The organism is Streptomyces sp. enrichment culture, assembly GCF_964273145.1.
GTDB lineage: Bacteria > Actinomycetota > Actinomycetes > Streptomycetales > Streptomycetaceae > Streptomyces.
On sequence record NZ_OZ186873.1, the window covers coordinates 2,946,169 to 2,971,776 of the forward strand.

Annotated in this window: 23 protein-coding genes, 1 tRNA gene and 1 pseudogene; 13 read left to right on the forward strand and 12 right to left on the reverse strand. The window is 73.2% G+C overall.

Going from position 1 to position 25,608, the window contains the following annotated elements:
- Positions 1-29: 29 nt before the first annotated feature.
- Complete coding sequence (locus ACSU6Z_RS13230) at positions 30-968, forward strand: 1-phosphofructokinase family hexose kinase (RefSeq protein ID WP_437045526.1); 939 nt, start codon at positions 30-32, stop codon at positions 966-968.
- On the opposite strand, the gene ACSU6Z_RS13235 is transcribed toward ACSU6Z_RS13230, so the two are convergent.
- Complete coding sequence (locus tag ACSU6Z_RS13235) at positions 955-1,926, reverse strand: carbohydrate-binding protein (RefSeq protein ID WP_437045528.1); 972 nt, start codon at positions 1,924-1,926, stop codon at positions 955-957. The two genes, ACSU6Z_RS13230 and ACSU6Z_RS13235, sit on opposite strands and share 14 nt — an antisense overlap.
- 118 nt (positions 1,927-2,044) lie before the next feature.
- A complete protein-coding gene (gene cdgB / locus ACSU6Z_RS13240) occupies positions 2,045-3,703 on the reverse strand; it encodes a diguanylate cyclase CdgB (protein WP_437045529.1) in 1,659 nt (552 codons plus the stop codon).
- Between the two features lie 416 nt (positions 3,704-4,119).
- Here cdgB and ACSU6Z_RS13245 point away from each other — a divergent pair, with 416 nt between their 5' ends.
- Entirely contained in the window at positions 4,120-4,638 is a 519-nt protein-coding gene (locus ACSU6Z_RS13245; protein ID WP_437045531.1) for a flavin reductase family protein, read from the forward strand.
- Between the two features lie 97 nt (positions 4,639-4,735).
- On the opposite strand, the gene arfB is transcribed toward ACSU6Z_RS13245, so the two are convergent.
- On the reverse strand, positions 4,736-5,173 hold the full coding sequence (gene arfB, locus ACSU6Z_RS13250) for an alternative ribosome rescue aminoacyl-tRNA hydrolase ArfB (RefSeq protein ID WP_437045533.1): 438 nt from the start codon (positions 5,171-5,173) through the stop codon (positions 4,736-4,738).
- Positions 5,174-5,381: 208 nt separating this feature from the next.
- Between arfB and ACSU6Z_RS13255 the strand changes: the two genes are divergently transcribed.
- Entirely contained in the window at positions 5,382-5,957 is a 576-nt protein-coding gene (locus ACSU6Z_RS13255; RefSeq protein WP_437045535.1) for a TerD family protein, read from the forward strand.
- A gap of 155 nt (positions 5,958-6,112) precedes the next feature.
- Here ACSU6Z_RS13255 and ACSU6Z_RS13260 read toward each other — a convergent pair whose 3' ends face one another.
- Positions 6,113-7,525, reverse strand: coding sequence for a M1 family metallopeptidase (locus tag ACSU6Z_RS13260; protein ID WP_437045537.1), 1,413 nt, complete (start codon positions 7,523-7,525; stop codon positions 6,113-6,115).
- A gap of 143 nt (positions 7,526-7,668) precedes the next feature.
- Between ACSU6Z_RS13260 and ACSU6Z_RS13265 the strand changes: the two genes are divergently transcribed.
- From ACSU6Z_RS13265 to ACSU6Z_RS13285, 5 genes and pseudogenes are all read left to right on the forward strand, one after another.
- Entirely contained in the window at positions 7,669-8,169 is a 501-nt protein-coding gene (locus tag ACSU6Z_RS13265; protein ID WP_437045539.1) for a hypothetical protein, read from the forward strand.
- A 517-nt stretch (positions 8,170-8,686) separates the two neighbouring features.
- Complete coding sequence (locus ACSU6Z_RS13270) at positions 8,687-9,667, forward strand: zinc-binding dehydrogenase (protein WP_437045541.1); 981 nt, start codon at positions 8,687-8,689, stop codon at positions 9,665-9,667.
- A gap of 302 nt (positions 9,668-9,969) precedes the next feature.
- Positions 9,970-10,859, forward strand: a pseudogene (locus ACSU6Z_RS13275) (aminoglycoside phosphotransferase family protein).
- Between the two features lie 9 nt (positions 10,860-10,868).
- Positions 10,869-11,351, forward strand: a complete 483-nt coding sequence (locus ACSU6Z_RS13280; RefSeq protein ID WP_437045543.1) for an N-acetyltransferase family protein — start codon at positions 10,869-10,871, stop codon at positions 11,349-11,351.
- A gap of 793 nt (positions 11,352-12,144) precedes the next feature.
- Positions 12,145-12,612, forward strand: a complete 468-nt coding sequence (locus ACSU6Z_RS13285) for a GNAT family N-acetyltransferase (RefSeq protein ID WP_437045545.1) — start codon at positions 12,145-12,147, stop codon at positions 12,610-12,612.
- A gap of 195 nt (positions 12,613-12,807) precedes the next feature.
- Here the strand turns inward: ACSU6Z_RS13285 and ACSU6Z_RS13290 are convergent.
- Positions 12,808-12,881 (reverse strand) — tRNA-Thr (locus ACSU6Z_RS13290).
- A 92-nt stretch (positions 12,882-12,973) separates the two neighbouring features.
- Positions 12,974-13,384 carry a DUF3224 domain-containing protein gene (locus tag ACSU6Z_RS13295; RefSeq protein ID WP_437045546.1) on the reverse strand — a complete coding sequence of 137 codons (411 nt, stop codon included), beginning with the start codon at positions 13,382-13,384 and terminating at the stop codon, positions 12,974-12,976.
- 119 nt (positions 13,385-13,503) lie between these two features.
- On the opposite strand from ACSU6Z_RS13295, the gene ACSU6Z_RS13300 reads away from it, so the two are divergent.
- From ACSU6Z_RS13300 to ACSU6Z_RS13315, 4 genes are all read left to right on the forward strand, one after another.
- Complete coding sequence (locus ACSU6Z_RS13300) at positions 13,504-14,529, forward strand: helix-turn-helix transcriptional regulator (RefSeq protein WP_437045548.1); 1,026 nt, start codon at positions 13,504-13,506, stop codon at positions 14,527-14,529.
- A gap of 227 nt (positions 14,530-14,756) precedes the next feature.
- Entirely contained in the window at positions 14,757-15,845 is a 1,089-nt protein-coding gene (locus ACSU6Z_RS13305) for an ABC transporter ATP-binding protein (RefSeq protein WP_437045550.1), read from the forward strand.
- Between the two features lie 227 nt (positions 15,846-16,072).
- Entirely contained in the window at positions 16,073-16,525 is a 453-nt protein-coding gene (locus ACSU6Z_RS13310) for a hypothetical protein (RefSeq protein WP_437045552.1), read from the forward strand.
- Between the two features lie 58 nt (positions 16,526-16,583).
- Complete coding sequence (locus ACSU6Z_RS13315) at positions 16,584-17,315, forward strand: nucleotidyltransferase family protein (RefSeq protein WP_437045554.1); 732 nt, start codon at positions 16,584-16,586, stop codon at positions 17,313-17,315.
- A 147-nt stretch (positions 17,316-17,462) separates the two neighbouring features.
- Here the strand turns inward: ACSU6Z_RS13315 and ACSU6Z_RS13320 are convergent, their stop codons facing one another.
- From ACSU6Z_RS13320 to ACSU6Z_RS13345, 6 genes are all read right to left on the reverse strand, one after another.
- The gene (locus tag ACSU6Z_RS13320) at positions 17,463-19,175 is read right to left on the reverse strand and encodes a DoxX family membrane protein (protein WP_437045556.1); all 1,713 of its coding nucleotides are present in this window, start codon (positions 19,173-19,175) and stop codon (positions 17,463-17,465) included.
- 180 nt (positions 19,176-19,355) lie between these two features.
- Positions 19,356-20,297, reverse strand: a complete 942-nt coding sequence (gene rlmB / locus ACSU6Z_RS13325; protein ID WP_437045557.1) for a 23S rRNA (guanosine(2251)-2'-O)-methyltransferase RlmB — start codon at positions 20,295-20,297, stop codon at positions 19,356-19,358.
- Between the two features lie 108 nt (positions 20,298-20,405).
- Positions 20,406-21,806, reverse strand: a complete 1,401-nt coding sequence (gene cysS, locus ACSU6Z_RS13330) for a cysteine--tRNA ligase (protein WP_437045559.1) — start codon at positions 21,804-21,806, stop codon at positions 20,406-20,408.
- A 328-nt stretch (positions 21,807-22,134) separates the two neighbouring features.
- The gene (ispF, locus tag ACSU6Z_RS13335) at positions 22,135-22,665 is read right to left on the reverse strand and encodes a 2-C-methyl-D-erythritol 2,4-cyclodiphosphate synthase (protein WP_437045561.1); all 531 of its coding nucleotides are present in this window, start codon (positions 22,663-22,665) and stop codon (positions 22,135-22,137) included.
- On the reverse strand, positions 22,655-23,407 hold the full coding sequence (gene ispD, locus ACSU6Z_RS13340; RefSeq protein ID WP_437045563.1) for a 2-C-methyl-D-erythritol 4-phosphate cytidylyltransferase: 753 nt from the start codon (positions 23,405-23,407) through the stop codon (positions 22,655-22,657). Before ispD ends, ispF begins: the two co-directional genes overlap by 11 nt.
- 285 nt (positions 23,408-23,692) lie before the next feature.
- Positions 23,693-24,175 (reverse strand): CarD family transcriptional regulator, encoded by a 483-nt coding sequence (locus ACSU6Z_RS13345; RefSeq protein WP_003953493.1) that lies wholly within the window; start codon positions 24,173-24,175, stop codon positions 23,693-23,695.
- A gap of 694 nt (positions 24,176-24,869) precedes the next feature.
- On the opposite strand from ACSU6Z_RS13345, the gene ACSU6Z_RS13350 reads away from it, so the two are divergent.
- A complete protein-coding gene (locus tag ACSU6Z_RS13350) occupies positions 24,870-25,571 on the forward strand; it encodes a DUF461 domain-containing protein (protein WP_437045565.1) in 702 nt (233 codons plus the stop codon).
- Positions 25,572-25,608: the final 37 nt, after the last annotated feature.

Consider the following 25,608-nt stretch of genomic DNA (forward strand, 5'->3'; position numbering starts at 1 on the left):
GGTGAGTCAATCGGGGGAGGTCGGCCCAGGTGATCCTCACGGTCACGCTGAACACCGCTCTCGACGTCACCTACCGCGTACGGGGTTTGCGGCCGCACGCCTCCCACCGGGTCCGGGAGGTGACCGAACGCCCCGGCGGCAAGGGGCTGAACGTCGCCCGCGTCCTGGCCGCCCTCGGGCACGAGGTGACGGTCACCGGCTTCGCGGGCGGCGCCACCGGGCGGGAGGTGCGGGAGCGGCTGGCCGCCGTGCCGGGGATCGCGGACGCGCTGGTCCCGGTCTCCGGTGCCACCCGGCGCACCATCGCCGTCGTCGACGAGCACACCGGCGACACCACCCAGCTCAACGAGCCCGGCCCGATGATCACGCCCGCCGAGTGGAACGCCTTCCAGGAGGCCTACGAGGGCCTGCTCGCCGGCGCCCGCGCCGTCGCCCTGTGCGGCAGCCTGCCGCCGGGCGTGCCGGTGGGCGCCTACGCCGGGCTGATACGCACGGCCCGCGCCGCCGGGGTCCCGGTCCTGCTGGACACCGGCGGCGAACCGCTGCGCCGGGGGGTCGCCGCCCGCCCCGACCTCATCAAGCCCAACGCCGGGGAACTGGCCGAGCTGACCGGCTCCCACGAGCCGCTGCGCGCCGCGCAGGACGCCCGCCGCCGCGGCGCCCGCTCCGTGGTCGCCTCCCTGGGCGCCGACGGGCTGCTGGCGACGACCCCCGAGGGCCGCTGGCGCGCCGCCCCGCCCACCCCCGTCCGCGGCAACCCGGCCGGCGCCGGCGACTCGGCGGTCGCGGGCCTGCTGTCGGGCCTGGTGGAACGCCTGCCCTGGCCGGACCGGCTGGTCCGCGCGACCGCCCTGTCGGCGGCGACGGTGCTGGCGCCGGCGGCGGGCGAGTTCGACCGGGCGGCCTACGGGGAGCTGCTGGGACGGGTGGCGGTGACGGCGGAGGACAGCGCGCCTAGCTGCGCTTGACCTGGCCTTCCTTCAGCCAGAACTGGTCCAGCAGGACGTCGCACTTGTCGCCGTCCTGGCAGGACAGCGAGATCGTGTTGGTGCCCTTGCTGAGGGTCGGCCAGGCGTAGGTCTCGGTCCAGCCCTTGGCGAAGTCGCCGTCCTGCGCGTGGGCGAAGTTGCCCAGGTTCAGCTTGCTGCCGAACTCCTTGCCGTTGACCGTCAGCGTCATCGACTGGTCCTCGCCGGCCGCGCTGTAGCGGGCGAAGACGGTGTAGGGGCCGTCCTTCGGGATGCCGCTGACGGTCCAGGTGACCGAGGCGCCCGTCTGGTTGAGGTTGGCCACGTAGATGCCGCCCTCGGACTGGGCGCCCGACACGTCCGACGCCAGGGAGGCGCCGCCGCCCAGCCGCAGCGCCTTGGCGTCGATCGTCGGCAGCTCAACCTGCGGTTCGCCGTCGGCGCTGCTCGTCGGGCTCGGCTCGGAGGTCTGCGACTGCGTCGGCGAGGGAGCGGCCTGGTTGCCGCCCTTGTCGTCGCCCGAGTCGCTGGTGGTCATGGCCACGCCTATGCCGACGACGACCGCGGCGACCACCGCGACCGCGCCGATCAGCAGTCCCTTGGTGTTGGGTCCGCGGCCCCGGCCGCCGTTCTGGCCGCCCGTGCCGTGCGGCGCCGGGCGCTGGGCGCCGCCGGGTCCGCCCGGGCCGCCGGGGAGCGTCTCCGGGGCGGCGTAGTGCGGGTTCGGCCGGCCGTGGGCGCCCCGCTGCTGCGGCGCCTGGCCGTACGGAGCGGTCGGAGCGGCCTGGGCCTGGTGCCCGTACTGCCGGGACCCGACGGCCCGCACGCGGTTGACCGAATTGGGGTAGCCGTAGCCACCGGACGGCGGCTGGGCCCCGTTGGCCTGCCCGTCGGCGTACAGATAGCCGAACGGGTCGTCGTCCTCGGGCGTGCTCGCGCCGTTGTTGCCGGGCGTCATCCCTAGGTCTCCTAACCAGGTGCGGTGCGATTGCGGTACGGGTGGTGAGAGAGCGAGCCTACCCGCTTCTTGTCACCCGAAAGGGTGACCGGAATCGCGTCAAGCCGCCGACCTGGGGTTATCCGGCTCGCCGGTGCTGTTTGGGACGAGATCGTTTCTCGACGTACATCCGTTCGTCAGCGGACTTCAGCACTTCGTCGGCCGTCATGCCGCAGTGCGCCCACCCGATGCCGAAGCTGGCGCCGACCCGCACGGCCCGCCCCTCGGCCCGGATCGGCTGGATGATCTCGTTGCGCAGCCGCACGGCGAGGTCCTGGGCGTCGGCCTGGCCGAGCCCGTCGGCGAGGATCACGAACTCGTCGCCGCCGAGCCGGGCGACGGTGTCGCCGTCCCGCACGCCGTTGCTCAGGCGCCGGGCGACCTCGATGAGGACGGCGTCGCCCGCGTTGTGCCCGAACCGGTCGTTGATCGACTTGAAGCCGTCGAGGTCGCAGAAGAGGACCGCGAGCCCCTTGGTGCCGTCGTCCCGGTCGCCCTCGGGGGCGACGGCGTGGACGTGGTGGTCGTAGGCGTCGTACGGCTCGGAGACGGCCGGGAAGTCGAAGCGGTGGCCGCCGGAGTCCAGGACGTCGCCGTAGGCCGCGTCCATGGCGTCGACCGCGGTGGGCTGCGCGGACCGGGGACGCGTGCACAGCCGGGCGGAGAGGCGCGCCCGCAGCTCGGCGGAGTTCGGCAGGCCGGTGAGGGAGTCGTGGGAGGCGCGGTGGGCGAGCTGGAGCTCGCGGCGCTTGCGCTCCTCGATGTCCTCGACGTGGGTGAGCAGGAAGCGGGGCCCGTCGGCGGCGTCGGCGACGACGCTGTTGCGCAGGGAGACCCAGACGTAGGTGCCGTCGCGGCGGCCGAGGCGGAGCTCGGCCCGGCCGCCCTCGGCGGAGGTGCGCAGCAGGGTGCCTATGTCCTCGGGGTGGACGAGGTCGGAGAAGGAGTAGCGGCGCATCGCGGAGGCGGGCCGGCCCAGCAGGCGGCACAGGGCGTCGTTGGTGCGCAGGATGCGGCCGTGCTGCTCGCCGCCCATCTCGGCGATGGCCATGCCGGAGGGGGCGTACTCGAAGGCCTGCCGGAAGCTCTCCTCGCTGGCCCGCAGGGCCTGCTGCTCCCGCTCCAGCCGGACCAGGGCGCGCTGCATGTTGGCGCGCAGCCGGGCGTTGGATATCGCGATGGCGGCCTGGAAGGCGTACATCTGCAGCGCCTCGCGGCCCCAGGCGCCGGGCCGCCGCCCGTTGCGCGGCCGGTCCACGGAGAGCACGCCGATCAGCTCGCCGCTGGAGCGGCCGCCGTGCGGGCCGGGCGCGAACATGGGGGCGAAGAGGCGGTCGGCGGGGTGCCACTCGTCCTCGAAGCGGGGCGCGGGCCCGTCGGTGTACCACTGCGGGACGTCGTCGTCGTCGAGGACCCAGCCCTCGGTGTGGGGGATGAACACCAGGTCGCCCCACCGCTCGCCCATGGCCAGCCGCCGGTCCCAGGCCTCGCGCGAGCCGACGCGGCCGGTGATGAGGGCCTCGGCGGCCGGGTTGCCGGAGAAGGCGGCGACGACCAGGTCGCCGTCGGGGCGCACCAGGTTGACGCAGGCCAGCTCGTAGCCGAGGGCGTGGACCGCGCCGTCGGCGACGCTCTGCAGTGTGTCCGCCAGGCTGCGGGCCGTGTTCATGTCGGCCATGACCTGGTGCAGTTGACGCAGGGACGCAAGGCGGACGTACGGTTCCGACTCGGTCTCCATGCTCGCCCTCCCCCCGAGACCTCGCAGCGAATCAAGGGTTGTGTTCGGCGCCGTTTCGGGTGGTGCCCTTGCAGCTTCCCGCCACTGAATCACAGCGCGCTGCCCACTCGGTACACAGGGTCAACAATTATCGCCCCTTGTGACTCAAGTCACATGCAAACATGAACAATTGAGTGGTGTTTCCGCTTTCCCCGTGCACTTGCCGAACGCAATGTTTGCGGGCATGTGCGTGACTCCGTCACCCCGGGACCGGGTGCCTCCTGCCGAGGACCTAGGTCCCGGCTGGACCCGGGGCCCGATGCGGGCGCCGGAACCCGCCGGTTAACGTGACGGACGTGCCGAACGCCTCCCCTGTCCCCGCCTCCCCCGCCCCCGCCTCCTCGCCGGCCCCCTCCGCCCCCGGGCATGCTGAAGGGGTGAGCCACGACGAGTTCCGCGCCGCCATGTCCCGGCTGGCCTCGGGCGTCATCCTGGTGACCGCGCAGGAGCCGCCGCTCGACCCGGACGACCCCGGGGCACCGCGCGGCGAGGACGTCGGCATGACCGCGACGGCGTTCCTCTCCGTCTCCCTGGACCCGCCGCTGGTCCTGGTCAGCCTGCGCGAGGGCTCCCGCATGGACGACCTGCTCGCCGAGCAGCCCCTGTGGGCGGTCTCCGTCCTCTCCGAGGGACAGCGGCACATAGCCGGCCGCTTCGCCATGAAGGGCCGCATCAGCGACCGCCTCCTGTTCGCGGACCTCCCCCACGTCCGCGGCGAGGTGTCCGGCGCCCCCCTGGTGGGCGGCGCCCTGGCCACCCTCGAATGCCGCACCGAGCAGCGCGTCCCGGCGGGCGACCACACCCTGGTGATCGGCCGCGTCCTCACCGCCCGCGTCCCGGACGCCGGCGGCGGCCCGCTGACGTACTTCCGGGGGCGGTACCGGCACCTGGGCTGAGCCCCGGGAACCCCCGCGGCGGCCCGGTCCCCGCGTCACGGGCGGGACGGGCGGGACCGGGCGGCCGGCGTCCTCGGCCCCGCCCGGTCCGGCCCGGTCAGGACCAGTTCTTCGGCGACCGGCCCCGCTTGGTCTCCGCGCGCTGCTTCTTCTCGCGCAGGCGGCGCTCGTTGATGCCGCGGGGCACCCGGGTGGGCCTGCGCGGCTTGGGCGGGGGCGCGGTCGCCTCGGCGAGCAGGGCGGCCAGGCGTACGGCGGCGGCCTCGCGGTTGCACCACTGGGAGCGGTGCTCGGAGGCGCGCACGGTGACGATCCCGTCGGTCAGCCGCCCGGCGAGCCGCTGGAGCGCCCGCTGCTTCCACACCTCGGGCAGGGCCTCGGTCCTGGCCAGGTCGAAACGGAGCTCCACCTGCGAGTCGGTGGTGTTGACGTGCTGTCCGCCCGGCCCCGAGGACCGCGAGAAACGCCACATCAGCTCCGCCTCGGGGAGGTGGACCGAGCCGCGGATGACATGGGGAGCCGACATGCCGTCCATGTTCCCGGCCGTGCCCGGTCCACGTCACCCGAATATCCGCGTCCCGCGCCCCGCGCCCCGCCCGCCGGGGGCGGCACGGTGGCGCGGCGGTGAAGGGGAGGTGACGGTAAAGAAAGTAAAGCAACCCGGAACTCCGTGTACCTCTCTCGTCGTTCTCAGGGGTAGCTGTAGCTTCTTGCCGTACGTAAACGAGGAAAGGACTCCCGCAATGGCTGTAAGCCTGTCCAAAGGCGGCAACGTCTCGCTCACCAAGGAAGCTCCGGGCCTGACCGCCGTCACCGTGGGCCTCGGCTGGGACGTCCGCACCACCACCGGCACCGACTTCGACCTCGACGCCTCCGCGATCGCGGTCAACCCCCAGGGCAGGGTCTACTCCGACGCCCACTTCGTCTTCTTCAACAACAAGCAGACCCCGGACAACACCATCGTCCACACCGGTGACAACCGCACCGGCGAGGGCGCCGGCGACGACGAGGCGATCAACGTCAACCTCGCCGCGCTCCCGGCCGACATCGACAAGGTCGTCTTCCCGGTCTCGATCTACGACGCCGAGAACCGCGGCCAGAACTTCGGCCAGGTCCGCAACGCCTACATCCGCATCGTCAACCAGGACGGCGGCACCGAGATCGCCCGCTACGACCTGTCGGAGGACGCGGCCACCGAGACCGCGATGGTCTTCGGCGAGCTGTACCGCAACGGCGCCGAGTGGAAGTTCCGCGCGGTCGGCCAGGGCTACGCCTCGGGCCTGGTCGGCATCGCCCAGGACTTCGGCGTGAACGTCTGACGGACCCCGTCCGCGGCGGCGCGGCCCCCGGCCTCCTCCGGCCGGGGGCCGCGCCGTGTCCGCGGCGGGCCGCCCGCGCGCTCCTCACCCCGCCGCCCGCCGGCTCCGGCACGTGTCCCGGGGCCGGGCCCGCCGCCGGACGACCGGGGCACGGGTCAGGGACGCTCCGGTTTCCCGTCGCCGTACAGCCACTCCTCCCAGACCCCGTCGAAGTCGTGGCCGGGCGCCTTCCTCTCCACGTAGGCCGTGAAGTCCCCGGTGTCCGCGTTGCCGTACCGGCGGGCATCCGCCCAGCCCCGGATCAGGCCGAAGAAGGCGTCGTCGCCGACCTTCTGCCGGATCTTGTGCAGCACCATCGCGCCCCGCAGGTAGACCGGGTCGGCGGAGACGTGCTCGGCACCGGGCGGGTTCGCCGGCGCGAACGCCCACACCGTCTCCTCCTCGTCGCCGGGGTACGAGCCGTCGTAGAGCGCCTCGAACGTCTCCTGCGCGCTGTCGCCGCCGTGGTCCTCCTCCCACAGCCACTCCGCGTACGTGGCGAACCCCTCGTTCAGCCACATGTCCCGCCAGCTCCTGGGCGTGACGGAGTCGCCGTACCACTGGTGGGCGAGTTCGTGGACCAGGAGGAGGACGTCGGGGGCGCCGGGGAAGACCGGCCGGCTCTGCGTCTCCAGCGCGTACCCGGCGTCCCGCGCGTCCTCGACGATCGCGCCGGTGGTGGAGAACGGGTAGGGGCCGAACAGGTCCCGCGCCCACTCCACGACCTCGGGGATCCGCCCGAGCACCGCCCGGCTCGCACCGGCCTGGTCCGGGTCGACGGCCGTGTACACGGGCAGGCCGTCCCCGGTGGCAAAGCGGTCGATGTCGTACTCGCCGATGGCGAGGGTGGCGAGGTAGCTCGCCATCGGCTCGGCGGTGCGCCAGGTGAACGACGTACGGCCCCCGCTGGTCCGCTCGCCCGCCGGCTCGCCGTTGGAGACGGCCCGCAGGCCCTCGGGCACGGTCACCGTGAGGTCGTAGGCCGCCTTGTCGGAGGGGTGGTGGTTGCCGGGGAACCACGCCATCGAACCGGTGGGCTGGCCCAGCGCCAGCGCCCCGTCGTCCGTGCGCAGCCAGCCCTCCCGCGAGCCGTCCGGGTCGGTGATCGTCTCGGGGGTGCCGGAGTAGCGGACCGCGACACGGAACCGCGCGCCGTCGCCGATGTCGTCGGGCGGCCGGACGGTCAGCTCCTGGCCGGTGCGGTTCCACCGGGCGGCCTCGCCGTCGACGGTGACGCGCTCGACGTCCAGGCCCTTGAGGTCCAGGGAGAAGGCGGACAGGTCCTGGGTGGCGCGGGCGGTGAGGGTCGCGGTGCCGGCGAGGTGGGCGGCCTCGGGGTCGTAGGCGAGGTCGAGGGCGTAGTGGGTGACGTCGTAGCCGCCGTTGCCCGCCTTCGGGAAGTACGGGTCGCGCACCCCGGAACCGCCGGGGGTGCCGTGGACACCGCCGCCGCCGCACGCGGTGAGCGCGGTCAGGGCGGCGGCGACGGTGACGGCGGTGGCCGGGACGGGCAGTCGAGGTCTGCGCACCCCGTGATCCTATGGGCGCGCGCGGCCCCGGCAACCGCGACGCCGACCGGGCCCCGCCCCCGCCGCCGCCCCGTCCACCGCCGCCGCCCCGTCCACCGCCGCCCACCGCCGCACGACCGCCGCCGCCGTGACACCATCGGCCCGTGCTCGACATCGGTTACGCCCTCTCCCCCCGCTTCCCCGACCCGCCGCAGACCGACTACCGCCGCGCGGACGTCCACGCCCTGCGGCACGACCTGTTCTGCGGCGACGTGTACCTCGCCGACACCGAGGCGGACCGGGAGATCTCCACGGCCTGGGGATGGGTACCGGTGCTGGACTTCGCGTGGGCGCTGTGCGACATCGCGGAGCTGATCGACCGGGACCCGGCCGGTTCCCGCGCCTCCCGCCCCCAGCACGCCGAGCTGGACTTCACCGAGTCCACCGATCGCCTGCTGTTCGAGCGCCGCTTCGGCTGGGTGGACATCGAGGCGGAGTGGCTGCCGCCGTCCGAACCCCCGCTGTCCTTCTCCCACGCCGAACTGCGCCGGGAGGCACGCGACTTCCTGCACGACCTGATCGCCGACCTCACCGACATGCACGAGGACCTCGCGGACAACCCGGCCGTCTGGACCCTGCAGGCCCGCTTCCCCCGCCTGCCCTGAACCGGACACCGGCGCCGTTCACCCCTCCACCCGGACCCCCGGCCCCACCGCCGGCACCGGCGCCGGGTCCATCGGCCGCGCCGGGCTGATCACCGCCCCCGCCAACCGGTCCGCCCCCCTGGGCTACGTCCAGCGCGGCGACCCGGCGCAGGCCGACATCGCGCAGGACCGCCGCGCTCAGGTCCGCCCCCCTCACCGCGCAGTCGACGGACTCCACCCGCTCCGGGCGGGCGCCGGCGAGGTCCGGCTCCCGCCCTCCGCCGCCGTACGGCACCAGCGGCGACAGGCGCGCCTCCGGCCGCCGTGCCGCCCTCACCGCCGCCCCCCGGCCCACCGCCCGCCGCCGCCCTCGCCATGCCCCCCATGCCGCATGCCACCACTGACCGTCCCCCGGACCCGGGCAGGCGAAAGCTTGACCTCAAGCGGACTCGAGGTCGAAGAGTGGGTCCGCAGCCACAGACCGCACCGGAGCGCCGCCGAACCGGCCGCGCCCCGGCGGACCCGACAGGGGGAACTCATGCACGCCGTCCGACTGCACGCCTTCGGCCCGGCCGAGAACCTCGTTCACGAGCGGGTCGAGGACCCCGTACCGGGCCCGGGCCAGGTCCGCATAGCCGTCCGCGCCGCCGGCGTCCACCTGCTGGACACCGCCCTGCGCGAGGGCGTGCGGGGCCCGCTGCCCGAACTGCCCGCCCTGCCCACCGTCCCCGGCCGCGAGGTCGCCGGGGTCGTCGACGCCCTCGGCGCGGACGCCCCGGACGGCTGGCTCGGCAAACGGGTCGTCGCCCACCTCGGCCACGCGCCCGGAGGCTACGCCGAGCTCGCCGTCACCGACGCCGGCCGCCTCCACGAGATCCCCGGCACCCTCGACTTCGCCCAGGCCGTCGCCATGATCGGCACGGGCCGTACGACGATGGGGATCCTGCAGTTCGCCGAGCTCGGACCCGGCTCGGTCGCCGTGATCCCGGCCGCCGCCGGCGGCATCGGCACCCTCCTCGTGCAGTACGCCAAGAACGCCGGCGCCACGGTGATCGGCCTGGCCGGCGGCCCGGAGAAGACCGCCCGCGTCGAGGTGAACGGCGCCGACCTCGCCGTCGACTACAAGGACCCCGCCTGGCCGCGAAAGGTCCGCGCCCACCTCGGCGGCCGGCACGCCACCGTCGTCTTCGACGGCGTCGGCGGCGACGTGGCCCGCGAAGCCGTCGCCCTGCTCGGCCCCGGCGGCAAGCACCTCGTCTTCGGCTGGTCCGGCGAGGGCCTGCGCGACGGCGGGCCTTACCTCGTCGACGGCGTCTCCGAGCAGGTCCTCGGCCCCGTGATGCTGGGCAGGGCCGGCGGCCCCGACCCGATGCGCACCCTCGAGCTGCGCGCCCTCACCGAGGCCGCCGAGGGCCGCCTCACCCCCGCCGTCCAGCGCTTCCCGCTCGCCGAGGCCGCCGCCGCCCACCGCGCGCTGGAGAGCCGGGGCACGACCGGCAAGGTGGTCCTGGAACCGTGACCGGCGGTGGCCGGGACACGCACCGGGGCGCGACGCGTCCGGGCCCGCGGTGTTCCGGCCGGAGCAACGCCGCCCGGACGCCCCGCACGGACAGGGCGTCCGGCGGCGCGTCCCCGCCCGGTGGCTCACGCACCACCGGAGGACCACCCCCCGCGTACCGGAGGGGAAACGCCACCGTCCGCGACACCGCCGGCCGGGCCCGCACCCCGCCCGGGGTGCGGGTCCGCACCCGCGGCCGCCGTCGCCGCGGATTCCGCCGAAGTCCCTCCCCACCGGGCCCGCCCCCGCTACCGTCCCCACCCGTGATCGACATCCCGGAACCCCTCGCCGCGGCCCAGGCCAGGGACAACGGCGAAGCGGGCCGCGCCTTCATCGCCTCCCTCCCCGCCCTCGCCGTCCGCCTCCTCGACCACTGGGGCCTCCGCCTCGACGGCCCCTCCCTGCACGGCCGGACCGCCCTCGTCCTCCCCGTCGTACGCCGCCACGACGACACCCCCGCCGCCCTCAAGCTCCACCTCCCCGACGACGAGAGCGAAGGCGAACCCCTCGCCCTGCGCACCTGGAACGGCGACGGGGCCGTCCGCCTCCTCGACCACGACCCCGCCACCGGCGCCCTCCTCCTCGAACGCCTCGACCCCGCCCGCACCCTCGCCCGCGTCGAGGACGCCCACGAAGCCGTCCCCGTCATCGCCCGCCTCCTCGCCCGCCTCACCAGTACCCCCGCCCCCACCGGCCTGCGCCGCCTCGCCGACCTCGTCCCCGCCCTCCTCGACCGCGCCCACCGCGTCCTCCCCCGCACCCCCGACCCCGCCACCCGCCGCCTCCTCGCCGACTGCGCCGCCGCCACCCGCGAAGTCGCCGGCACCCCCGGCGACCGCCTCCTCCACTGGGACCTCCACTACGACAACGTCCTCGCCTCCCCGCGCGCCCCCTGGCTCGCCATCGACCCCAAACCCCTCGCCGGCGACCCCGCCTTCGACCTCTTCCCCGCCCTCCACAACCGCTACGACCCACCGACACCCCTTGGCGCTTCGACGCCCTGACCGACATCCTCGGCCTCGACCGCCCCCGCGCCCGCGCCTGGACCCTCGCCCGCGTCCTCCAGACCTGCCTGTGGAACCTCGAAGCCGACGAACCCCCGGAGGAGAGGCACCTCGACATCGCCCGCGGCCTGCTCGGCCGCGCCCACTAACCTGCGCCCATGATCCGCACCGCGACCCCCGACGACGTCCCCGTCCTCCACACCCTCATCCGCGAACTCGCCGACTACGAGAAGTCCCTGTCCGAGGCCAGGGCCACCCCCGAACAGCTCCACGAGGCCCTCTTCGGCCCCCACCCCGCCGCCTACGCCCACATCGCCGAGGACGACACCACCGGCGCCCCCGTCGGCTTCGCCCTGTGGTTCCTCAACTTCTCCACCTGGCGCGGCGTCCACGGCATCTACCTCGAAGACCTCTACGTCCGCCCCGAGGCCCGCGGCGCCGGCCACGGCAAGGCCCTCCTCACGGAACTGGCCCGCATCTGCGTCCAGCGCGGCTACGGACGCCTGGAATGGTCCGTCCTGAACTGGAACACCCCGTCCATCGCCTTCTACGAGTCCCTCGGCGCCCGCCCCCAGGACGAGTGGACGGTGTACCGCCTGACGGACGGGGCCCTGGCGGAGCTGGGCGGCGCACAGGCGTGACGAAAGCCCAGGCCACACAGGTGACCTGGGCTTTCCAGAGCCCCTTTCGGGTTCGAACCGACGACCTTCGCTTCACAAATCCGATCAACGCGGTCGTACGGGCTTCGGATACCCGGGAAGCAAGGTCGGCACGGACCACCCGTAGTCGCCGCCGTCTGCCGCCGTTGATGTCGACTGCGGATGTCAGGCCGGCCGAGGCGCGATGTTCACCGCGGGTGATGATCCGCAGGTGTCCGCGCTTGTCCGCCGTTGTTCGTGGGCGTTGTCAGGCAGGTGGACACGCACGACCGTGGGGCCGGAAGGCGGTGAGCAGCTGGACGGCATCTCGACCTTGGTGACGGGCACTCGGAAATTGCTCGTGCTTGAGGAGGACTGATGCCCACAACCGCCCCGATCGCCTACAAGGGGCTTGACTTACTGCCGGCATGGTTTGTCTTCGTGGTCGCGGTGCTGGCTGCTGTCGGGATCATCCTGACCTGTCGGCGGGGACGTTGACGACCGGACCGGAACGGACGGGTTGCCGTCCATCAACTGCTGGACAAGGGCCCGCCCGGTCCTGATGTGCTGACCAACCTCATCCTCATCAGGTGGATCATGAGGAATTTCCGGGCCCGGGCGACCCGCCCCGCAGCGGTGTGGGACGTTCACGCCGATACTGCTTCAACGCTTGCGTTCGCGCTTGTCGGTGCCGGAAGTCGATGTCGGGGAGCCGGACTCGCCTTGCCGAGTTCGGCTCAGCACGCTGGAGGGCTCACATCCGGAGTGTCAGTGGCTGGTGGCAGACTCCACCGCCATGAGTGATCAGGTGCGTTTACGAGACGTCGAACAGCCCGATCTGGAGGAGTTCTTCGCGCAGGAGCACGACCCTGAGGCCGTACAGCGGTCGAAGTTCCCGCCCCGGGAACGGGAAGCCTTCATGACCCACTGGGCGACGAGGGTTCTCGGGGACCCCACCGTCTTCGTGCAGGCGGTCACCGTCGACGGAGAACTGGCGGGCAACGTGGCGGCGTGGTGGGGCGAGGGTCGTCGGCGCTTCATCGGGTACTGGCTCGGCCGACAGTACTGGGGGCGCGGCATCGGCACGCAGGCACTGGCGCTGTTCCTGGAAAGGGAGAGGGCCCGTCCGCTGTACGCCGATCCCTTCAGCGGGAACACCGGCTCGGTGCGGCTGCTGGAGAAACACGGCTTCCGGCGTACAGGGACAGTCCGGTACGGCGAGCATGAGCACATCATGTTGGTGCTCGACGGGAACCCCGACTGAACCCACCACTCACCCAGCTCCCATCCCGTCCGCCGTCGATCCGCACACCGTGGAGCGGGCGTGGTCCATGGCGCCCGGCGGAGCGGAGCGCAGCCGGGGCCCGACCGTGACCGACCGCCCGGGCCGATGCCACCCGTGGATGTCGAACGCCCCGGACCGATCACCGGCCGGGGCGTTCGCGCTGTTCAGTGGGAGAGCCCCCTGTCGGATTCGAACCGACGACCTTCGCTTTACAAGAGCGGCGCTCTAACCAGCTGAGCTAAGGAGGCACCGCGCGATCGGCACACCGCTCGCGCAGGCTGCTCCACTGTACACAGAGCCCGTTTCCCCGATCCACGAAGTTCCGCCCGCCCGCGGTGCCTCACTCCCGCGCGTACGTGAACTCGTACGCCACCTCCTTCTCCCCGGGCCGGACGGTGAACCCCCCGCTCCCGCGCAGCCCGGTCAGCTCCCCCGTCCCCGACCCGGCCACCACCTCGAACACGCAGCGCACCGTGCCGTCGGCGTCGAAGGTGCCCCGTTCCTCGAGCGCGAAGGCGCCCTCCCGCCCGTCGATCCGTCCCGTCAGCAGTTCCATGCCGGCGAAGGTGCCGGTCCCGTCCGGCAGGTAAACGATCGAGTACTCGCAGAGCGTTCCGGCTGCCTCGACGCCGCCCGTGAAGGTGTTGGTGGCGGAGGCGTGGGCGAGCCGGGCGCCCGTGGTGTCCGGGCCGACGGGGTGCTCCTTCCAGTCGGCGAAGGTGAAGTGGCCGGTGGTCCGTGTGCCGGGCATGGGTCCTGGGTCTCCCTCTCGTCCTGCTCGTCGCGCGGCGCGCGCCTCGGGTGACCACGGTGGACGCCGTACCTGACATCTCCTGTCAGGTACGGCGGACGCGCCGGAACAATGGCCGCATGCGTGCCGACCGCCTCCTCTCCCTCCTCCTGCTGCTGCAGAACCGGGGCCGGATGACCGCCCCCGAGCTCGCCGCCGAGCTGGAGGTGTCGGTGCGGACGGTCTACCGGGACGTCGAGGCGCTCGGCGCGGCGGGCGTGCCGGTCTGTGCCGACCGGGGGCCCGCCGGCGGGTACCGGCTGGTGGACGGCTACCGCACGCGGCTGACCGGGCTGACGGACACCGAGGCCGTTTCGCTCTTCCTGGCGGGGGTGCCGGGGCCCGCGCGGGACCTGGGGCTGGGGGCGGTCCTGTCGACGGCTCAGCGGAAGCTGCGGGCGGCGCTGCCCGCCGGATCGGGCGAGCGGGCGGCGCGGGCGCAGGAGCGGTTTCACCTGGACGCCCCGGCCTGGTTCCGGGATGCCGAGCCGGTGCCGTTCCTGGCGGCGGTGGCGCGCGCGGTCTGGGAGGAACGGGTGGTGCGGGCGCGTTACCGGCGCTGGCGCGGTGAAGTGCGGCGGGAACTGGAGCCGTTGGGGCTCGTGCTCAAGGGCGGGATCTGGTACCTGGTGGCGTCCGCGGGCGGGAGCGGGGCGGCCGGGGAGGCGGCCGGGGCGGAAACGGTGCGCACGTACCGGGTGTCGCGGTTCGTGGAGGTGGAGGTGGCGGACGAGGGCTTCGAGCGACCCGCCGGTTTCGACCTCGCCGCGTACTGGACGCAGTCGTCCCGGCGGCTGGAGGCCGCGCTGCGCGGGGGGACGGCGCGGCTGCGCCTCTCGCCCCGGGGGCGGAAGCTGCTGCCGATGCAGTTCGGGGCGGCGGGTGCGCGGGCGCTGGAGGGGGCGGGCCCGCCGGACGGCGAGGGATGGGTGGAGGTGGAGCTGGCGGTGGAGTCGCAGGCCGTCGCGGTGGGTGATCTGCTGCGGCTCGGTACGGAGGCGGAGGTGCTGGGGCCGGAGGCGCTGCGGCGGGCCGTGGCGGAGGCGGTGGCGGTGCTGGCCCGGCGGTACGCCGGGGAGGGGCCGGAGGCGGACGGGAAGCCGTGAAGGGGAGGCCGTGAACGGCCGGTCGCGAAAATTTCGGTGAAGTTCACATGCCCGCAGGTACTGACAGACCAAGTGAACGCCGGGTACCGTCTCGCTCCAGTTCACCCGTGTGGACCACACCACAAACGGACACCACACACGGACTCCGCCACGGGGTCCGTCGTGGCACCGCCTTCCTACAACGGATCGTCCGGCACGTTCCTGCCGGTAGAAGGGGGCCCATCACCATGGCCACTGTCACGTTCGACAAGGCGACCCGGATCTACCCGGGTTCCGACAAGCCCGCCGTCGACGCCCTCGACATCGAGATCGCGGACGGCGAGTTCCTCGTCCTGGTCGGCCCGTCGGGCTGCGGCAAGTCCACCTCCCTGCGCATGCTCGCGGGTCTGGAGGACGTGAACGGCGGTGCCATCCGCATCGGCGAGCGCGACGTCACGCACCTTCCGCCCAAGGACCGGGACATCGCCATGGTGTTCCAGAACTACGCCCTGTACCCGCACATGACGGTCGCGGACAACATGGGCTTCGCCCTGAAGATCGCGGGTGTCAACAAGGCGGAGATCCGGCAGAAGGTCGAGGAGGCGGCGAAGATCCTCGACCTGACGCAGTACCTGGACCGCAAGCCGAAGGCGCTCTCCGGCGGTCAGCGTCAGCGTGTGGCGATGGGCCGTGCGATCGTGCGCGAGCCGCAGGTCTTCCTCATGGACGAGCCGCTGTCGAACCTGGACGCCAAGCTGCGCGTGTCGACGCGTACGCAGATCGCCTCGCTCCAGCGCCGCCTGGGCATCACCACCGTCTACGTCACCCACGACCAGGTGGAGGCGCTGACCATGGGTGACCGCGTGGCGGTCCTCAAGGACGGTCTGCTCCAGCAGGTCGACACCCCGCGGAACATGTACGACCGGCCCGCGAACCTGTTCGTCGCCGGCTTCATCGGCTCCCCGGCGATGAACCTGGTCGAGGTCCCGATCACCGACGGCGGTGTGAGGTTCGGCAACTCGGTGGTGCCGGTGCAGCGTGACGCGCTGTCCTCCACGACCGACAAGACGGTCACCGTCGGCATCCGCCCCGAGCACTTCGACGTGGCCGGTCCCGACTCCGACCTCGGTGTCGAGGTCACCGTCAACGTCGTCGAGGAACTGGGCTCGGACGCGTACGTCTACGGCACCGCGCGGCTCGGTGGCGAGTCCAAGGACCTGGTGGTCCGCGTGGGCGGCCGCGAGGTGCCGGAGAAGGGCAGCCGGCTGCACGTCGTGCCGCGCTCCGGCGAGACCCACGTGTTCTCCACGTCCACCGGTGAGCGTCTCTCCGACTGAGCCCGCGACACCCGCTCGACCAGGGGTGACGCCCCGGACCGACGGAAATCCACGGAAAGGGCCCCGCAGCCTCCTGCGGGGCCCTTTCCGCTGTCGACAAATACCCCGGCACACCGGACGTTTCGAGCGGTGTGCGTCAACGCCCTACCCACTTCCGGGCCCTTCCCCACCCCCCGAAAGGGTGACTAAATGTCGCCAAATCATTACCAGCCGCTACCCTCACACGCGTGAAGCACTCCACCACCCCACAGACGCGTCGCGGCCGGGGCCCCGCCCGCCGGATCGGCCGCTCCCTCGCCCTCGTCCTGCCCGTCGTCCTGGTGCTCTCCGGGACCCTCGCGGTCACCCGGGTCAACTGGTCGGGGGGTTCCTCGAGTCCGGTGCTCACCGCGTCGGACGCCTCCGCGTCGAAGGCCTCCTCGCGCGTCGTCCGCGCACCGCACGAGGTGCTGCACGACCGGCTGCTGACCGAGTTGCGGGAGGAGGACCCGGGCGTCGCCCTCACCCACCTCCAGCAGGCCGTCGACGAGCGTCCCTCGCTGGCGAGGCACTGCGCTTCGATCGCCCGCTCCCTCGGCCGCGCCGCGGTGCGGGTGTACGGCCCGACACGCGCCCAGTCGTACTCCCGCCCCGTCTGCGACACCTCCTTCGCCTCGGGGGTCCTGGCCGCGCACGGCTGACGCGACGGCCGGCACCGGGCCGGCCGGACGGGGCGGGGCGCCACGTACAGTGCGGGTCATGACCGATCCGAGCGCTGCGTCCCGTCCCGTGCAAGCCGTCGTCCTGGCCGGCGGCCAGGGTTCCCGGTTGCGTCCCTACACCGACGACCGGCCCAAGCCGATGGTCGAGATCCCCGGCACGGGAACCCCGATCATCGGCCATCAGCTCTCCTGGCTCGCCGAGGAGGGCGTGACGGACGTGGTGGTCTCCTGCGGCCACCTCGCCGAGGTTCTGCAGAAGTGGCTGGAGAGCGCGGACCTGCCCCTCTCCGTGACCACCGTCGTCGAGTCGGAACCGCTCGGCCGCGGCGGCGGCCTGAAGTACGCCGCCGCGCACCTTCCCCATCCGGACCGGCCCTGGTACGCCACCAACGGCGACATCTGGACCCGGTTCTCACTGCGTGACATGGCGGACTTCCACACCGGTCGGGACGCCGTCGCGACGCTCGCCCTGGCCCGCCCGCGCCTTCCGTGGGGTGCGGTGAAGACGGACGGCTTCGGGCACATCACCGACTTCATCGAGGCGCCGCCGTCGACCTTCGAGATCAACGCGGGCGTGTACGTCTTCTCCCCCGAGTTCGCCGCGATGCTGCCGGAGCGGGGCGACCACGAGCGGTCCACGTTCCCGCGGCTGGCGCGTGAGCGCCGGCTGGCCGGTTTCCCGATCCCGCAGGGTTCCTACTGGCGGGCGATCGACACCGCGAAGGACCTGACGGAAGCGGCGAGGGAACTGACGGCGCTGGGCCGCTGAGAGCGCCCGCCCACCCCGTACGGCAACGCGTCCGCCCGCCCCGCCGCGTACGAGGGGCACGGCCCGCCTGCCGTGTACGGGAACGGGGCCCCGCACACGTGATGTGCGGGGCCCCGTTCCCGTACGCGGCAGGCGTTGCCGGGCGGGTCAGCCGAGCAGACCGCCGACGAGCCCGGACCGCCCGGAGGAGGACGATCCTCCGCCGCCGCTGTCGGTGCCGCTGTCGCTGACGCCGCCACTGCCGCTGCCGCTGCCGCTACCACCGGTCGGGCCGCTGCCGGCGTCGCCCCCGGTGGGGGTACCGCCGCTGGCGGGGCCCGAGCTGGTGCTGGGGGCCCGGCCGGCCGGGGAGGACTGCTGGGGCGGGACCTGCCCGATGCTGCCCTGGGTCTGGCTGGGCGATCCACCGGTGGTGGTGCCGGCGTCGCGCGTGGCGTCGGGCGTGGAACCGGAGCCGTCGGCCGGGGCGGTCGTGCCGGACGTGGCGCCCTGGGTGGGCGAGGTGGAGGCCTCAGGGGTCTCGTCCGTCTTCCGGTCGCCGGGCTCCACGGGGAGCGGGGACCCGGGCTGTTCGTTGCGCGGGGCCTCGCCGGGGCCGGGGACGACGACACGGTCGGCGTCGCGGACGGCGCCGCCGAGCAGCGAGCCGACGAGGAGGGTGAGACCGGTGACGACGAAGGTGACCAGGGCGCCACGACGCAGGACGAAGCGGCGCAGGTCCCACAGGGGGGCGCGGGGGCCGAGGCGGCGCCAGGCGCTGCCGGCGAGGCGGCCGTCGACGGAGTAGACGGGGGCGCCGGCGATGATCAGCGGGGACCAGGCGGCGAGGTAGATGATGTCGGGCGCGTCGTAGGCGGGGACGCTCTTCCAGCTGACGGTGACCAGCAGCGCGGCGGACAGCGCGGCGCCGATGCCGGCGGCGACGCGCTGCCAGCAGCCCAGCACCGTCAGGACGCCGACGATGACCTGGAGGAAGGCGATGACGAGGCCGGACCCGACGGGGTGGGCGAGGGCGAACTGGCGCAGCGGCTCGGCCACTTCCCAGGGGTGCAGGGTGTTGAGCCACTTCACCATGGAGCCCCGTTCGCCGCCGTCGAAGTAGACGGGGTCGCAGAGCTTGCCCATGCCGGCGTAGATGGAGATGAAGCCGAGGAAGACCCGCAGCGGCAGCAGGACGACGCCCAGGTTCATGCGGCGGCCGGGGTAGTAGGCGTGCCGTGCCGGATCGTCGCCGTGGCGCCTGCCGGAGGGACCGGCTCCGGCCGGGCCGCCGAGGGTGTCGAGGGCGTCGGTGTCGTCGAACCCGTCGCGGGGGTGGGCGGGTTCGTCGTAGGCGCTGCCGGCACTGCGCATGGCGGGCAGCAGCCGGGTGCCCTCGGGGCCGGGCGTGCGCGGGGCGCCGACGACGGGGGTGGGGAGGGTCTGGGTGGTGAGCTCGTCGCGGTGGTCGTCGGGGCCGAGGCCGACGCGGGGGATGACCTGGGTGGCCCCGGCGTCCGCGACGGGTTGCACGACGTGGTGGCCGACGCCGGCCCGCACGGCCTGGAGCAGGCGGTGGGCACCGGTGTCGTCCGGTTCGGTGTGGCCGCTCCACACGACGGGCCGCCGGCGGGCGGGGCCGGCCGCGTACTGGGCGGCGGGGATGCGGGCGGTGTCCTGGGTGGCGCTGACGTGCCGAGCGACCCGGGGGGATCGGGTGCGCCGCGCCGAGGCGCCCAGCTCGACGCGGAAGCTCGCGTGATTGACGATGACCTGCGCCGGATCGCTCGGCACCTTCACCATGCTCAGCGCGGGAGCGTCGTCGATTCCCGACGAGCGGTCCCCCGTGGGTGTGCGGGGTGTTCTGGTGTCCACACTCATCTAACCGAGTGACGTGTCGTTAGGACACTGCTTTGACCCGCCAGATCTGTCCGGACCGCGTCAAACCGGTCCGGACGGATCCGGAACACCCCGTACGGGTGACAACACGGCACATCCGTTCGCGGCCCCCCGCGGGCCGTCGCCCGCGGGGCTCACCACGCCCGTCCCCCCGCCCTGGCCTCAGGAGCGCCTGCGCGCCGCCTCGTACAGGACGATGCCCGCCGCGACACCGGCGTTGAGCGACTCGGCGCCGCCCGGCATCGGGATCCGTACGCGCAGGTCGCACGTCTCGCCGACCAGCCGGGACAGGCCCTTGCCCTCGCTGCCGACGACGATGGCGACGGGCCCGGCCAGGGCGTCCAGCTCGCCCAGTTCGACCTCCCCGTCGGCGGCGAGTCCGACCACCGTGATCCCGGCCTTCTTGTACGCCTCCAGGGCGCGCGTCAGGTTGGTGGCGCGGGCGACGGGCGTACGGGCGGCCGTGCCGGCGGACGTCTTCCAGGCACCGGCGGTCATGCCGGCCGCGCGCCGCTCGGGCACGACGACGCCGTGGCCGCCGAAGGCGGAGGCGGACCGGACGACGGCACCGAGGTTGCGCGGGTCGGTCACCCCGTCGAGGGCGACGATCAGCGGGTCCTCGCCCTCGTCGGCGGCGGCGTCGAGGAGATCCTCGGGGTGCGCGTACTCGTAGGGCGGGACCTGGAGGACCAGGCCCTGGTGGTTGAGTCCGTTGGTCATGCGGTCCAGCTCGGGGCGCGGTGCCTCCATCAGGTTGAGGTTGCCGCGCTCGGCGACGAGCTGGAGCGCCTCGCGCACCCGCTCGTCGTTGTCGATGAACTGCTGGACGTAGAGGGTGGAGGCGGGCACGCCCTCGCGCAGCGCCTCGACGACGGGGTTGCGGCCGACGACCAGCTCGGAGGCCGACCGTCCGCCGCCGCGCCTGCCCTGCGCGCGGCCCTGGGCGCGGCGGGCCTTCGCCTGGGCGGCGCGCTGCTTCGCGTGTCCCTTGCGCATCTCGGCGGGGGGCGTCGGTCCCTTGCCCTCCAGGCCCCGGCGCCGCTTGCCGCCGCTGCCGACCTGCGCGCCCTTCTTGCCGGACATGCGGCGGTTGTTCGCGGCCATGAGTTACCCGTCTCCGTGAAGTGGTCGTACGTGCGTCTTGTGCGTTTTATGCGTCTTGTGCAGTGTGCCGCCCGGGGGGCCGGGCGGCACGGTCGGACTCCGGCCGGGTCAGCGTGAACCGAGGCTCCAGCGCGGCCCCTGGGGGCTGTCCTCGATGACGAGGCCGGAGGCGTTGAGCTGGTCGCGCAGGGCGTCCGCGGTGGCCCAGTCCTTGCGGGCGCGGGCGGCCTCGCGCTGGTCGAGCACCATGCGGACCAGGGTGTCGACGACACCGTGGAGGTCCTCGCCGCGGTCGGACCCCCCGGCCCACTGCTCGTCGAGCGGGTCGAGGCCGAGGACGCCGAGCATGGCCCGCACCTCGGCGAGGCGGGCGATGGCGGCCTCCTTGTCGTCGGCGGCCAGCGCGCTGTTGCCCTGCCGGACGGTGGTGTGGACGACGGCGAGCGCCTGCGGCACGCCGAGGTCGTCGTCCATGGCGTCGGCGAAGGCGGTCGGCACGTCGGCGGCGGGCTCGACGGGTTTGCCGGCGAGCTCCACCACGCGCTGCACGAAGCCCTCGATCCGCGCGAACGCCGCGTCGGCCTCGCGCAGCGCCTCCTCGCTGTACTCGATCGTGGAGCGGTAGTGCGGGGTGCCCAGGTAGTAGCGCAGCACGATGGGGCGCCACTGCCTGACCATCTCGGAGACCAGCACCGAGTTGCCGAGCGACTTCGACATCTTCTCGCCGCTCATGGTAACCCAGGCGTTGTGCACCCAGTACCGGGCGAAGTCGTCGCCGAACGCCTTGGCCTGGGCGATCTCGTTCTCGTGGTGCGGGAAGACCAGGTCGAGTCCGCCGCCGTGGATGTCGAAGGCGGAGCCGAGGTACTTGTGGGCCATGGCCGAGCACTCCAGGTGCCAGCCGGGACGGCCGCGGCCCCAGGGCGTCTCCCAGTCGGGCTCGCCGGGCTTGGCCGCCTTCCACATGGCGAAGTCGCGCGGGTCCCGCTTGCCGGTGATGCCCTCCTCGGCGGGCTGCCGCATCTCGTCGAGGTCCTGCTTGGACAGCTCCAGGTACGCGGGCCAGGAGCGGACGTCGAAGTAGACGCTGCCGTCGGCCTCGTAGGCGTGCCCGCGCTCGATGAGCGCGCGCATCATCTCGACCATCTCGGGGACGTGGCCGGTGGCGCGGGGCTCGTAGGTGGGGGGCAGGCAGCCGAGGGCGGTGTAGGCGTCGCCGAACGCGCGCTCGTTGGCGTAGCCGATGGCCCACCAGGGGCGGTCCTGCTCCGCCGCCTTCTTGATGATCTTGTCGTCGATGTCGGTGACGTTGCGGACGAACGTGACGTCGTAGCCGCGGTGGGTGAACCAGCGGCGCATGATGTCGAAGTTCAGCCCCGACCGGATGTGCCCGATGTGCGGGGGTGCCTGCACGGTGGCGCCACACAGGTAGATCGAGACACACCCGGGCTTGAGGGGGGTGAAGTCACGGATCTGCCGGGCGCTGGTGTCGTACAGGCGAATAGTCACGTGTCCAGGGTAGTGGGCGCCGGGCAGTGCCTTGCGTCCTTCCGCACCGGGACGGCGTATTCGTGAGGTCCGGGGGATCACGCGGGCCCCGGCCCCTGCCCTGTGCCGTCGCCGGACGCCGCCCGCTCGCCGCCCGCTCGCCACTCGAGGCCGCCGGTCGGCGGGCGGGCCGGACGGTGCGGCCGGCCCGGGGGCACCTCTTGGACGGGCCCCGGGGCCGGCCCCGGGTCCGAGCCCGGATCCGGGTGCCTCCGCGCGTGCCGGCTCACCGGTCGTCCGGCCACTCGGTCATACGGCCATCCAGTCGTCCGGCCGTCCGGCCGTCCGGTCAACGGGCCGTCCGGACCACGAGGGCCGTCGCCACCGCCATCAGGCCCTCGTCGCGGCCGGGGAAGCCGAGGCCGTCGGTGGTCGCCCCGGAGACGGACACCGGCGCCCCGGCGGCCTCGGAGAGGAGCTTCTGCGCCTCGTCCCGCCGCTTGCCGATCTTCGGACGGGGCCCGACGACCTGGACGGCGATGTTGCCGATCCGGAAACCGGCCTCGCGCACGATCCGCGCGGCCTCCGTCAGCAGGGTCACGCCCGACGCGCCGGACCACTCGGGGCGCCCGGTGCCGAAGTGCTGCCCGAGGTCACCGAGCCCGGCGGCGGAGAACAGCGCGTTGCAGGCGGCGTGCGCGACGACGTCCGCGTCGGAGTGCCCGGCCAGGCCGGGCCCCTCGCCCTCCCACTTCAGGCCCGCGCACCACAGCTCGCGGCCTTCCTCGAAGGCGTGGATGTCGGTGCCGATGCCCACCTGGGGCAGGGGCGGGAGCGGCTCCGCCGGGAACGTCCGCGCCGCGGGCGTCTCAGAAGCCATCATTGAGCCTCCTGCGGGCCAGGACCGCCTCGGCGAGGACGAGGTCCAGGGGGCGGGTGATCTTGAAGGCCTCCTCGTGGCCGGGGACCGCCACGACCGTCACGCCGAGCTGCTCGACCATGCCGGCGTCGTCGGTGACCGCGCCGGTCACCGTCTCGTGGGCGCGCACCAGCGTGGCCCTTTCGAAGCCCTGGGGGGTCTGCACCGCGCGCAGCCGGGAGCGTTCCGGCGTCGCCACCACCGGCTCCGGCTTACCCGGCGCGGCGGCGGGCTCGACCTGCTTGACGGTGTCGGCCAGCGGCAGCGCCGGGACGACGGCGGGGGCGCCGTCGCGGACCGCCTCGATGACGGCGTCGACGGTGTCGACCGGCACCAGCGGGCGGGCCGCGTCGTGCACGAGGACGATCTCGTACGCGGGCGGCAGCGCGTCGAGGCCGAGCTTCACGGACTCCTGACGGGTCGCGCCGCCGGGCACCACGAGGAAGTCGGTCCTCTCCGGCAGCGCGTGCGCGTCCAGCAGGCTCCTGACCTCGGCGGCGCCGTCGGGCGGGGCCACGACGACGACCAGGGAGACGGCGCGGGAGGCGGCCATCGCGCGGACCGCGTGGATGAGCATGGGGGTTCCGCCCAGCGCGCGGAGCGCTTTCGGGGCGCCCGGACCGAGGCGTACGCCCCGGCCGGCGGCCGGGATCACGGCGGCGGTCGGCGCCGTGCCCGGTGAGGGACGCGAATCGTCAGACATCGGTTCCTGTCAGGTTTGTGTGCTCGGCCTACCTGGGTATGGCCTGGGCGTGCGACCCCGCCACCGTGCGGGGAGGTGCCGGGTGCCTCCGCGTCGACCAGCCCCTTCCGTGACACTGGTCGAGCCGACACGCCCGGGGCGCAGGCTTGCCCGGAGAACGAGCGTACGGACGCCTCCGGGGCGCGGACACCGGGGGTACGAACATGCCGCAGCGCCCGGCGACAGCGAAGGCGTCATCGGGCACCGCGGCATTTCGTGTGCTGAACCGGCGGGTTCCGCCTCGGATCAGGAGGCGAGAACCTCGTCGAGCAGGGCTTCGGCCTTGTCCTCGTTCGTGTTCTCCGCGAGGGCGAGCTCGCTCACCAGGATCTGGCGGGCCTTGGCGAGCATGCGCTTCTCTCCGGCGGAGAGTCCGCGCTCGCGCTCACGGCGCCACAGGTCGCGCACGACTTCCGCGACCTTGATGACGTCGCCGGAGGCGAGCTTCTCCAGATTCGCCTTGTAGCGGCGCGACCAGTTCGTGGGCTCCTCGGCGTACGGCGCGCGCAGCACCTCGAAGACCCGGTCCAGTCCGTCCTGACCGACCACATCACGCACGCCGACGAACTCCGCATTGTCCGCTGGCACACGTACCGTCAGGTCACCCTGGGCGACCTTCAGCACCAAGTAGGTCTTGTCCACGCCTTTGATCTGGCGAGTTTCGATGGCCTCGATCAGCGCGGCCCCGTGATGGGGATAGACCACGGTGTCGCCAACCTTGAACGTCATGTGACAGGTACCCCTTCCGTGGCTATCCAGGGTAACACGGATACGGCGTCTTCTGAATGGCGTTTTCGCAGGTCAGGGCATATCTCGGGGCTTGACAACAGCGACAGGAACGTGCTTCGACCGGGTGCCGGAAGGAGGTATTCGCAGGTCGGAGCGGCTCTTCGGGGCGGACGAAACGCGCGTGCCGCACCACCACGACGACCCGCCCGATCGGCCGAAATACCCCATATGTCCGGTCTCAGATGCTCGACTTCCGCTACTCCGTTCGGTACCCGGAGCACGCTTCCGAACGAATCCGGGAATTGATCACCGAGCCCCGGGGGTGTCCGGCTGGTGATCAATTTCTCGGCCGGGGACGCATTCCTTCACGGAAGATTTGCGTACCGACGGGCACGCACGACACTCCTATCGCGACTATCGGGGGTATCGGGGCGCTATCCGGCCGGGTATCCCCGAGCCACTTATGTGAATGGCGGACAACTGCGTGGCGAATGTGACTCCCGCGTCACCCGTAACCTCTTGGGACGCCCGAGCCACCGCCCGGCTACCGCTCGCCGGGCGAAGCCGGGCCCCCGGGGGAGGGTCGGGTGCGGCGGCCCGGGAACGGCTCGGTAACCTAAGGCCGCTGACAGTCACTTAGGGCGGCTTTGTCACGTGGCCGCCGCCTCATTCGAGTCAAGGAGTTGCCGCCGCCGTGAGCAGCAGCCTTCGACGCGGCGCCCTCGCCGCCGCCGCCATCGCGTTCTCGATCCTCCCGCTCGCCGCGTGCGGCGCCGGCAACAACGCCCAGTCCTTGCAGATCAGGCCGGACAACGCGGCGACGACCGTCGGTGACATCAAGGTCCAGAACGCGATCGTCCTCACGCAGCCCGACCAGGAGTCGACGGGTCCGGCCGCGGTCTCCGCCACCGTGTTCAACATCGGCGACACCGACCAGAAGCTGGAGTCCATCACCGTCGAGGGCGCCCCCGAGCCCGTCGAGCTCAAGCCCGCCAAGGGCCAGAAGGACGTGATCGTCCCGGCCGGCGGTTCGCTGATCATCGGCGGCGAGGACCACGTCTCCGCCCTCCTGCCCGACGGCCGCGCGACCGTTCAGGACGGTGACGCCCACAAGGTCACCTTCGCCTTCAGCGAGACCGGCGACGTGTCCCTGCGCGCCTTCGTCGTCCCCGCCGCGGGCTACTTCTCCGTGTGGGGCCCGAGCGGCGCCCCGGCCGCGCCGGGCGCCTCGGCGAGCGCCTCCGCGGGTGCTTCGCAGGAGCCGTCGCACGGCGCCTCGGCCGACCCGAGCGGCAGCGCGCCCGCGCCCGCCGACTCGGCGGCCCCGAGCGACGCGGCCTCCGCGAGCGCGTCGGCCGGTGCGACGGAGTCGCACGAGGCGGCGGCCGGTCACTGACCGCCGTACGCGCAAGGGCGGGGCCTCCGGGGAGGTC